Genomic DNA, 9554 nt, shown 5'->3' on the forward strand with positions numbered 1-9554 from the left:
CATGCCGAGCAGCCGCGCCTCATCTACTACCTGACCTAGTGCCCAAGTAGCCAGTCCCTGTCCGCGTGAGGAGGGCCGGATGCCGTAGCCGATGTGTCCGGCCCGTGCCGCCAGCTCGTGGTTTTGGTGCCGCAGGGCGATCCCGCCCAGGATTTGTTCATCGTCAACGATCCACCAATAAGTACAACGGCCTGACTCGTCGGCAAGCCTTGCCGCCCAGGCCCGGAACCCGGCCTGCCAGTCGACCTCATCGGTTGCCAACAATCCGAACCCAGCACCTCAAAACAGGTGGTTCAACGGCCGGCTGTCACGGGATCGATAAAACGTCCAGGGGATGCTAACTGAGGCGAAGGGACCTCTTCGCGACCCGCCAGGCAGAGTGACAACCCAGCATTCAAAGGAAATGAGTATTCGCCGCTCTGTAACGGCTTAGGGTTAAGCGCATAGGCTTTGGGGAAGGGAGCGGTTGATGGTCAAGGGTCCGACTGTGTATGACGTTGCGGAGCGGGCGGGGGTTTCGATTGCGACGGTTTCCTTCGCTTTCTCTCAGCCTCACCGTGTCAGGGAGTCGACGAGGAATTCGGTGCTGGATGCCGCGCGCGAGTTGGGCTATGTGCCCAGTGCCAGCGCCCGCGGGCTGGCCAAGGGCCGGACAGGGGCTCTTGGGCTCTTTTCGTTCGACTTTCTAAACCTCCTGCCCGAGGCAGAGACAGACCGTACTGCGATTGGCGGTGCTCCTGATGATTTCCTGCGGTTCCCAGTTTGGGTCGACGAGGTCCAGCGGGGCGTTGAACTGGAGTGCTTCAGCCGGGGTTACGCTCTCATGATCGGTGGCGGAAACAAGGCAAGCGGTGAAAGAGCGGTGACCGACATTGCCGGCCGCGTCGACGGCCTGATCATTTTCCCCCGTACCATTCCGGCCGAGGTAACCCGCCGGATATCCGCCCGGATTCCCGTTGTTGAACTCTCCGACCCCGAGGGCGAAAGCAGTCTTCACCGCGTCACAACAGACAATGCCTCCGGCATCCGGCAGCTGATGGAACACTTGATCGGCTTTCACAGGTTCCGAAAATTCATGTTCGTCAGCATCCCGACAGCCGATACGGAAGCCAGGTACAACGCTTACAGTGCCGTCCTGGCCGCGCACGGACTGGCGGTTCAGCCCCCGCTTGAGAGCCGCCCCGGGACGAGTGCAGTAACAGCTGAGCTGATCGCAGAGCTCCAGGACTCCGGGTCCCTCCCCGACTGTTTCGTCTGCGCCAACGATCAGGAAGCGGTGGTGGTGTTGGAGACCCTCAAGGCAGCCGGAATCCCGGTCCCGGATCGGGTGGCTGTCACCGGTTTTGACGGAATCGTGGCAGGGCGTTTGGTGAAGCCAACATTAACCACCGTTCGCCAACCGATGGAGCTGATCGGGCGCACCGCTGTCGACATCCTCATAGACACCCTGACGGATCCCCCGGCCTCCCCCGCCCACAGACAACTACCGGTCAGCCTTGCCGTCCGCGAAAGCTGCGGCTGCCGCGGAGAGGGAGACTAACCGGGTACCAAATCTCTGTATGCGCTCCCATAGCTGGGGAGATTGCGCCGGAAACGCTGTCACTTGGCTCTCATCAGGCAGCGCGATGACCGGGCAGGAGCACGAGTCTGCGCACATCCGCAAGAACGGAGGAATCCGCTCCAAACCGTTCACAGCATATTGTTAAGCGCATAGGCTTTGGGAAAGGGAGCGGTTGATGGTCAAGGGTCCGACTGTGTATGACGTTGCGGAGCGGGCGGGGGTTTCCATTGCGACGGTCTCCTTCGCTTTCTCTCAGCCTCACCGTGTCAGGGAGTCGACGAGGAATTCGGTGCTGGATGCTGCCCGCGAGTTGGGCTATGTGCCCAGTGCCAGCGCCCGCGGGCTGGCCAAGGGCCGGACGGGAGCTCTTGGGCTCTTTTCGTTCGACTATCTGAACCTGCTGCCGGAAGCTGCGGGAGACGGCGCCAAATCCGGGTCGGAGGCTGACGAGGACTGCCGGCTTTTCCCGATATGGGTCGACGAGGTCCAGCGGGGCGTTGAGCTGGAGTGCTTCAGCCGGGGTTACGCTCTCATGATCGGTGGCGGAAACAAGGCAAGCGGCGAAAGGGCGGTGACCGACATTGCCGGCCGCGTCGACGGCCTGATTGTTTTTGCCCGTACCATTCCGGCCGAGGTAACCCGCCGGATATCCGCCCGGATTCCCGTTGTTGAACTCTCCGACCCCGAGGGCGAAAGCAGTCTTCACCGCGTCACGATAGACAATGCCTCCGGCATCGGGCAGCTGATGGAGCACTTGATCGGCTTTCACAGGTTCCGGAGGTTCATGTTTGTCAGCATCCCGAACGCCGAGAATGAGGCCAGGTACAACGCTTACAGTGCCGTCCTGGCCGCTCACGGACTGGAGGTTCAGCCCCCGCTTGAGAGCCGCCCCGGGGCGAGTGCAGTAACAGCTGAGCTGATCGCAGAGCTCCAGGACTCGGGGTCCCTCCCCGACTGTTTCGTCTGCGCCAACGACGAAGAAGCTCTCGTTGTCCTGGAGACCCTCAAGGCGGCCGGAATCCCGGCCCCGGCCCAGGTGGCTGTCACCGGTTTTGACGGAATCGTCGCAGGCCGTTTGGTGCGACCGTCCTTAACCACCGTTCGCCAACCGATGGAGCTGATCGGGCGCACCGCTGTAGACATCCTCATAGACACCCTGACGGATCCCCCGGCCACCCCCTCCCACAGGCAACTACCGGTCAGCCTTGCCGTCCGGGAAAGCTGCGGCTGCCGGGCACAGGAAAACTGACCGCGACTTACGGAAAAGTGTTGTCAAAGTCACACTAATGCGCTTAGATTAAGACACACCTTCCGATCTAAGCGCATCGAAGCACTTATTCTTGATCTATGCGCATAAGTACGGGGGACCTGTTTGACTGTTGGCGCCTCAAGGTGCCTGATTGAAGGGAATGAACATGATCCATGCTCCTGCGGACACCGGTGTCCGGCTCAGGAAAGCGGCCGCCCTTGGCCTGGCTGCCGGGTTGCTGCTGACCGGCTGCGGCCGCGGCAACGAAGCCGCCAGCGGTACCGAGACCGGCAAGGCGATCGCGGCCGGGGCCGCCACCGGCACGATCAATCTCTGGGCACAGGGCGGGGAAGCAGAGTTGCTTCCGGAGTTCGTGAAGGATTTTGAGGCGGAGAATTCCGACGTCAAGGTCAATGTCACCGCGATTCCCTGGGATGCCGCGGTCAACAAGTACCAGGCAGCCATTGCCGGAGGCACGACACCGGACATTGCCCAGATGGGCACCACGATGATGACTGACTTCGGTGACGCCTTCGATCCGAAGCCGGCCGAGATCGACACCTCAGGGTTCCTGCCCAGTTCAGTCAAATCGACAGAGGTCGCCGGTACGGCTGTGGGTGTCCCCTGGTATGTCGACACCCGTGTCTTCTTTTTCCGCAAGGATCTGGCAGAGAAGGCAGGCTATGCCGAATTCCCCACGACGTGGGAGGGCCTGACGGACATGGCGAAAGCCCTGAAATCCCAGCCGGGCGTGGAAGAGCCCTTCCAGCTGCCGGTTAAGGAGCTCCAAGGCATGCTTCCGTTCCTTTGGTCCAACGGCGCTGAATTCATCACCAAAGACAACTCCAAGTGGACCTTCGATACCCCTGAAATCGTCGAAGCGCTGAAGTACTACCAGAGCTTCTTCACTGACGGACTGGCCAACAAAAACCCCGCGACGGGGGCCGGCGCAGGCGAAGCGGCCTTTGTCAACGGAACCGCTCCCGTGCTGATCGCAGGACCGGGCCTTCTCGGGCAGCTCAACAAGGCAGGCGGTCCCGGTTTCGAGGACAAGTACATGGTAGCGAAAATCCCCACGAAAGTTACCGGGACCTCCTTCATCGGCGGATCGAACCTGACGGTTTTCAAGGACGCCAAAAACCGGGACGGAGCCTGGAAACTGGCGCAGTGGTTCTCCAAGCCCGAGGTGCAGGCCAAATGGTACAAGGTTTCAGGAAGCCTGCCCGCAGTTGAGAGCACCTGGAAGGACCCCGTACTGGCCGGCGACAAAAAACTCGCCGTGTTCGGTGAGCAATTGAAGGACACCAACTTCCCGCCCACGATCTCCACCTGGACCGAGGTCGCCGGCGCTGCGGACTCCGAACTGGAAAAGATCGTCAGGGCTGGGAAGGACCCGGCAGTGGCGATGAAAGAGCTGCAGGCGACCGCGGACAAAATCGGGACCGGCAAGTAGTCATGGTCACCACTGAAACCAGGCGGGCAGACAGCTTCCGGGCTGTCCGCCCGCCCAGGGCCCCCGAGCGTCTGGGCCCGGCGGCCCGACGCCGGCGGCAGTCTGTCATCGCCTGGCTGTTCGCCTTGCCGTTCGTCCTCATTTTCGGCTTCTTCATGTTGGTTCCGCTGTTTTCCTCCTTCGTGATGTCGTTCACAGACTTCACCAGCAAGGACGTCCGGAATCCCCTCGGTGTAGGGTTCGTCGGATTGGACCAGTTCGCGGAACTCTTTGGCAACGAGCAGTTCGTTCGCTCGCTCCTGAACACGGGCTACTTTGTGATCGTCGGGATCCCGCTGACGATGGCCGTAGGCCTGGCCCTGGCGGTGGCGCTGAACAACGGCATCACCCGGTTCCGAAGCGCCTTCAGGGTGGGCTTCTACACCCCGGTGGTGACCAGCATCGTCGCCGTGGCCGTCGTATGGAGATTCATCCTGCAACCGGACGGGCTGCTGAACCTCATCCTGGGCTGGGTAGGTATCGCCGGACCGGACTGGCTGAACAGCACCGAGTGGTCGATGCCGGCGATGATCATGATGGCTGTCTGGCGCAACATGGGCACCTTGATGATCATCTTCCTGGCCGGACTGCAGAACGTTCCCGTCGACGTGCTGGAAGCAGCGCAGGTTGACGGCGCCAACGCCTGGCAACGATTCGTCCGGATCACGCTGCCCATCTTGCGGCCCACCCTGCTGCTGGGCGCCGTGCTGCTGTCGGTGGGTTTCCTTCAGTTCTTCGAAGAACCCTTCGTCATGACCAAGGGCGGCCCCCTGGACTCTACGTTGTCGGTGAGCTACTTCACCTTCAACCAGTTCGGATACGGAAAATACGGCCTGGCCTCGGCCGCAAGCTACGTGCTGTTCGTGGTCATCGCCCTGCTGAGCCTGATCCAATTCCGCGCCCTCCGCTCCAAAGACTGAAGCGAGTAGACAATGACCGATACAAAAACCGCACCCCTGCGAGATCGCCCCACCACTCGACCGTTCACCACACCGCGACCCAGGCGCTACTCAGCCTGGAAAAGGCAGGGCTGGGTTTACGCCGCCCTTGTTCTCGCCGGAGCCGCAACCGTGCTGCCATTTGTCTGGATGCTGCTCGGTTCCTTCAAAACCCAGGGGGAGCTGCTGCGACGGCCCGTCACCTGGTGGCCGCAGGACCCCACCCTGGACAACTACGTGCGCTGGTTCACTGAACTGCACATAGATCTCTTTTTCATGAACAGCCTCATTGTTGCCGTCGTGACCGTCCTGGGAAATCTGCTGTTCTGCTCAATGGTCGGGTATGCGCTGGCGAAGATGGACTTCGCCGGCAAGCGGGTCCTGTTCCTGCTCGTGATGGTGACCCTCATGGTTCCCGGTGTGGTGACGTTCGTACCGCTGTTCGTGATGGTCAGCAAGCTGGGCCTGGTCAACACCTACCCTGCCCTGATACTGCCTTTCCTGGTCTCACCGTTGGGGGTCTTCCTAATGCGGCAGTTCATGATGGGGATACCGGACTCCCTCATCGAGGCGGCCAGAATCGACGGGGCCGGGGAACTGCGGACCTTCACCGGGATCGTGATGCCCTTGTGCGGACCGCCACTGGCGACACTGGGGATCCTCACCTTCCTTGGCTCCTGGAACAACTTCCTCTGGCCACTCGTAGCCGCCCAAAGTGAAGAAAAATACACGCTGCCCGTTGCTTTGTCCTTATATTCAACCGGGCAGAACGCAACAGACTACGGCCTGCTGCTGGCAGGTGCGGTGCTGGTGATCGCCCCCATCGTGGCCCTGTTTATCGCCCTGCAACGCTTCTTCATCCAGGGTGTAGCGGCGACCGGCATCAAGTAGGCCCTCCGGGTTCCTGCCCACACCACGGGAAAGTGCTCTTCATCCAAGGGCCCACCCCAAAGGGAACCCGGTGGTACCCGACCGTTTTTTCCCATCACAGCCCACCTCCAAGGAAAACGAATGTCATATTCAATTCAGCTGTTCACCCTCCGTAACGCCATGCAGGACGACCTTCCGGGCACCATCCGCAAAGTCGCAGAAATAGGCTTCACCCAGGTCGAACCCTACGACTTCGTCGCCACGGCAAAGCAGCTGGGTGCGGCCCTTGCGGAGAACGGGTTGTCGGCACCTTCCGGCCACGCACCGCTGATGAGCCAAAATCAGGACGAAATCTTTGAGGCTGCCAAGGAATTGGGCATCAGCACCGTGATTGACCCCTTCCTGCCAGCAGAACACTGGCAAAAAGCCGAGGACATCCAGGCCACGGCCGAAAAGCTGAACGCCGCGGCGAAGAAGGGCGCCGCGTACGGCATCCGTGTCGGGTACCACAACCACCAGTGGGAACTGGAGTCGATGATCGAGGACCAAACCGCCCTCGAATACTTCACCGGGCTGCTGGACCCAGAGATTGTCCTGGAGGTGGACGTTTACTGGGCGGCAGTCGGAGGCCAGGACCCCGAAGCCCTCCTCCGGCGCCTCGGCGACCGGGTGAAGTTCATCCACATCAAGGACGGGCCAATAAACACCGATACCAAAGCCCAGCAACCCGCAGGCCAGGGCCGTATCGCTGTCCTGGACGTCATCGCGGCCGCCCGATCGCTCGAGGTGGGTGTCGTTGAATTTGACGACTACGCAGGGGACATCTTCGATGGCATCACGGAAAGCCTGCGCTTTCTGGAGACGGCAACCGTGGACGCAGCAGTCAACGCAGGAAAGCTGGCATGAGCGGCACCGGCAGCGGCAGCGGGCCGGTCGGCGTCGCCGTGATTGGCGCGGGAAACATCAGCAAGCAGTACCTGGACAACCTCACGGTCTTCCCTGACCTGAGAGTCCACGTGATTGCTGACCTGTTTGAAGAAGCCGCGCAAGCACGGGCGAAGGAGTACGGAATCCCGGAGTACGGCGGGGTTGAGGCGGCGCTGAACCATCCCGACGTCGAAATCATCGTTAACCTGACCATCCCGGCCGCACATGTGGAAGTGGCATCCGCCGGGGTCCGGGCGGGGAAGCACGTCTGGACCGAGAAGCCGTTTTCGCTCGACCGCGAATCCGGGCTCGGGCTGCTCAAAGCGGCCGACGCCGCAGGCATCCGGCTCGGCTGCGCCCCGGACACATTCCTCGGGGCCGGACTACAGACGGCGCGGCGGATCATTCAGCGCGGGGACATCGGCACCCCGCTCACAGCCGTGACCACATTCCAGACACCCGGCCCGGAATCCTGGCACCCCAACCCCGGCTTCCTGTTCCAGTACGGTGCCGGTCCGCTGTTCGACATGGGCCCGTACTACCTCACGGCTCTCGTCCAGACCTTCGGATCAGTCCGGCGTGTGGCAGCCCTCGGGTCCAAAGCCAAGGAAGTACGCGTCATAGGGTCCGGCCCCAAAGCAGGCGAGGAATTCACTGTCGACGTCCCCACGCATGTCTCCGCCATGGCCCAGTTCGACGGCGGTGCGTCCTCCCACAGTATCTTCAGCTTCGAATCCCCTCGCCAACGGATGGGATTCGTGGAGATCACAGGAACAGACGCCACCATTTCCCTTCCCGATCCCAACGAATTCGACGGCGCTGTCCGGATCTGGAGGGCCGGGGACGAGGATTGGACATTGGTTCCGGCCACTGGCCCTGCAGACGGCCGCGGTTTGGGTGTACTGGACATGGCCCGTTCGATCAGGGCAGGCGTTCCACACCGGGCCACCGGCAACCTCGCCTACCACGTCCTCGACACCATGGTCTCGATCTCCGAATCCATCGAATCAGGCGCTTTCATAGACATTGAAAGCTCCGCCCCGGCCTCCGCTGCACTCCCAGAGGACTGGGAACCGGCAGCCCAAACGCTCTAGGAGAGCCCCGTATGTCAACAGAACAGAACCGCGAGCAGGGCCGGACCCGCCCCCTCGGCGTGGCCATGATTGGCTACGCCTTCATGGGCAAGGCCCACTCGAATGCCTGGCGGAACGTCGCCAGCTTCTTTGATGTCCCGGCCTTCGAGCAGAAAGTGCTCGTTGGCCGGGACGCCGCGCAGGTGGCAGAAGCAGCAGGCAAGTATGGCTGGGCTGAATCGGCCACGGACTGGCGTTCTGTGATTGAGCGGGACGACATCGACATCGTCGATATCTGCGCCCCAGGCTGGATGCATGCGGAGATCGCGATTGCGGCACTTGAAGCGGGTAAGCATGTGTTGGTGGAGAAGCCGCTGGCCAACACCATCGCCGAAGCCGAAGCCATGACTGCTGCGGCCGCTTCCGCCCGCGCCCAGGGGGTGCAGTCCATGATCGGCTTCAATTATCGCCGCGTTCCAGCCCTTGCTTTGGCGCGCCATCTGATCGCGGAGGGCCGGCTCGGGACAGTCCGGCACATCCGGGCTGCATACCTCCAGGACTGGCTCTCGGACGCCGAATCTCCCATGAGCTGGCGGTTACGGAAGGAAACCGCCGGCTCGGGCGCTCTCGGCGACATCGCCTCCCACGCGATAGACCAGATCCAATATCTGACCGGTCAAACCATTACGGAAGCCTCCGGACTGCTAAAAACATTCGTTGCTCAACGCCCGGGGCTGGACGGATTGGAGGACGTCACCGTAGACGACACTGCGTGGGCGACCTTTTGGCTCACCGGAGACATGGGCGCATCCGTCGAAGCTTCCCGCGTAGCGACGGGAAAGAAGAACGATCTCCAAATCGAGGTCTACGGCACCGGAGGAGCTTTGACGTTCAATCTGGAAAACCTGAATGAACTGGGTTTTCTGGATGCCACGGCCCCGGTCCGGGAGCAGGGCTTCCGTAGGATCCTGGTCAACGAACCCGACCATCCCTATCTGGAGGCCTGGTGGCCACAGGGCCACATCATCGGCTGGGAACACACCTTCACCCACCAGATCCGGGACTTCCTGCTTGCCATCGATTCCGGCGAGGCCCCGTCTCCGTCGTTCGAAGAAGGGCTCCAGGTTCAACGGGTCCTTTCCGCCGTCGAAGAGTCAGCCAACAACAAAAGCACCCTCACCATGGTGAAAAAGAACGTCTTCAGCCTTGAAGGAGCCTGACATGTCCCGCCCTTACACCCTCTTTACCGGCCAGTGGGCCGACCTTCCGTTCGAAGAGGTCGCGAAGCTGGCGTCCGGCTGGGGCTATGACGGCCTTGAAATCGCCGTTTCGGGGGACCACCTTGATGCGTGGCGCTGGGATGAGCCCGGCTACGTCGAGTCCAAACTCGCGGTCCTGGAAAAGTACAACCTGAAGGTCTGGGCCATCTCCAACCACCTCAAAG

9 protein-coding genes and 1 pseudogene are annotated in these 9554 nt (G+C 61.6%); 9 read left to right on the forward strand and 1 reads right to left on the reverse strand.

All coding sequences use genetic code 11. The features are described from left to right. On the reverse strand, window positions 1-261 hold a 261-nt coding region (locus RIN13_RS18165; RefSeq protein WP_309108721.1), incomplete at its 3' end, for a GNAT family N-acetyltransferase. A 208-nt stretch (window positions 262-469) separates the two neighbouring features. Between RIN13_RS18165 and RIN13_RS18170 the strand changes: the two genes are divergently transcribed. The 9 genes and pseudogenes from RIN13_RS18170 to RIN13_RS18210 all read left to right on the forward strand — a co-directional run. Continuing rightward, entirely contained in the window at window positions 470-1540 is a 1071-nt protein-coding gene (locus RIN13_RS18170) for a LacI family DNA-binding transcriptional regulator (RefSeq protein ID WP_309108722.1), read from the forward strand. Window positions 1541-1736: 196 nt separating this feature from the next. Continuing rightward, window positions 1737-2810, forward strand: a complete 1074-nt coding sequence (locus RIN13_RS18175; RefSeq protein WP_309108723.1) for a LacI family DNA-binding transcriptional regulator — start codon at window positions 1737-1739, stop codon at window positions 2808-2810. Between the two features lie 166 nt (window positions 2811-2976). Continuing rightward, window positions 2977-4263, forward strand: a complete 1287-nt coding sequence (locus RIN13_RS18180) for an extracellular solute-binding protein (protein ID WP_309108724.1) — start codon at window positions 2977-2979, stop codon at window positions 4261-4263. Window positions 4264-4265: 2 nt separating this feature from the next. After that, on the forward strand, window positions 4266-5222 hold the full coding sequence (locus tag RIN13_RS18185) for a sugar ABC transporter permease (protein WP_309108725.1): 957 nt from the start codon (window positions 4266-4268) through the stop codon (window positions 5220-5222). A 12-nt stretch (window positions 5223-5234) separates the two neighbouring features. Continuing rightward, a complete protein-coding gene (locus RIN13_RS18190; RefSeq protein ID WP_309108726.1) occupies window positions 5235-6131 on the forward strand; it encodes a carbohydrate ABC transporter permease in 897 nt (298 codons plus the stop codon). Window positions 6132-6251: 120 nt separating this feature from the next. Continuing rightward, window positions 6252-7016 carry a sugar phosphate isomerase/epimerase gene (locus RIN13_RS18195; RefSeq protein WP_309108727.1) on the forward strand — a complete coding sequence of 255 codons (765 nt, stop codon included), beginning with the start codon at window positions 6252-6254 and terminating at the stop codon, window positions 7014-7016. Next, on the forward strand, window positions 7013-8131 hold the full coding sequence (locus tag RIN13_RS18200) for a Gfo/Idh/MocA family oxidoreductase (protein ID WP_309108728.1): 1119 nt from the start codon (window positions 7013-7015) through the stop codon (window positions 8129-8131). Before RIN13_RS18195 ends, RIN13_RS18200 begins: the two co-directional genes overlap by 4 nt. An 11-nt stretch (window positions 8132-8142) precedes the next feature. Further along, window positions 8143-9330 carry a Gfo/Idh/MocA family oxidoreductase gene (locus RIN13_RS18205; protein WP_309108729.1) on the forward strand — a complete coding sequence of 396 codons (1188 nt, stop codon included), beginning with the start codon at window positions 8143-8145 and terminating at the stop codon, window positions 9328-9330. 1 nt (window position 9331) lies between these two features. Beyond that, a pseudogene (locus tag RIN13_RS18210) lies at window positions 9332-9554 on the forward strand (sugar phosphate isomerase/epimerase); the annotation flags it as partial.

Origin of the sequence: Arthrobacter sp. (assembly GCF_031179985.1) — a bacterium.
Classification (GTDB): Bacteria; Actinomycetota; Actinomycetes; order Actinomycetales; family Micrococcaceae; genus Arthrobacter.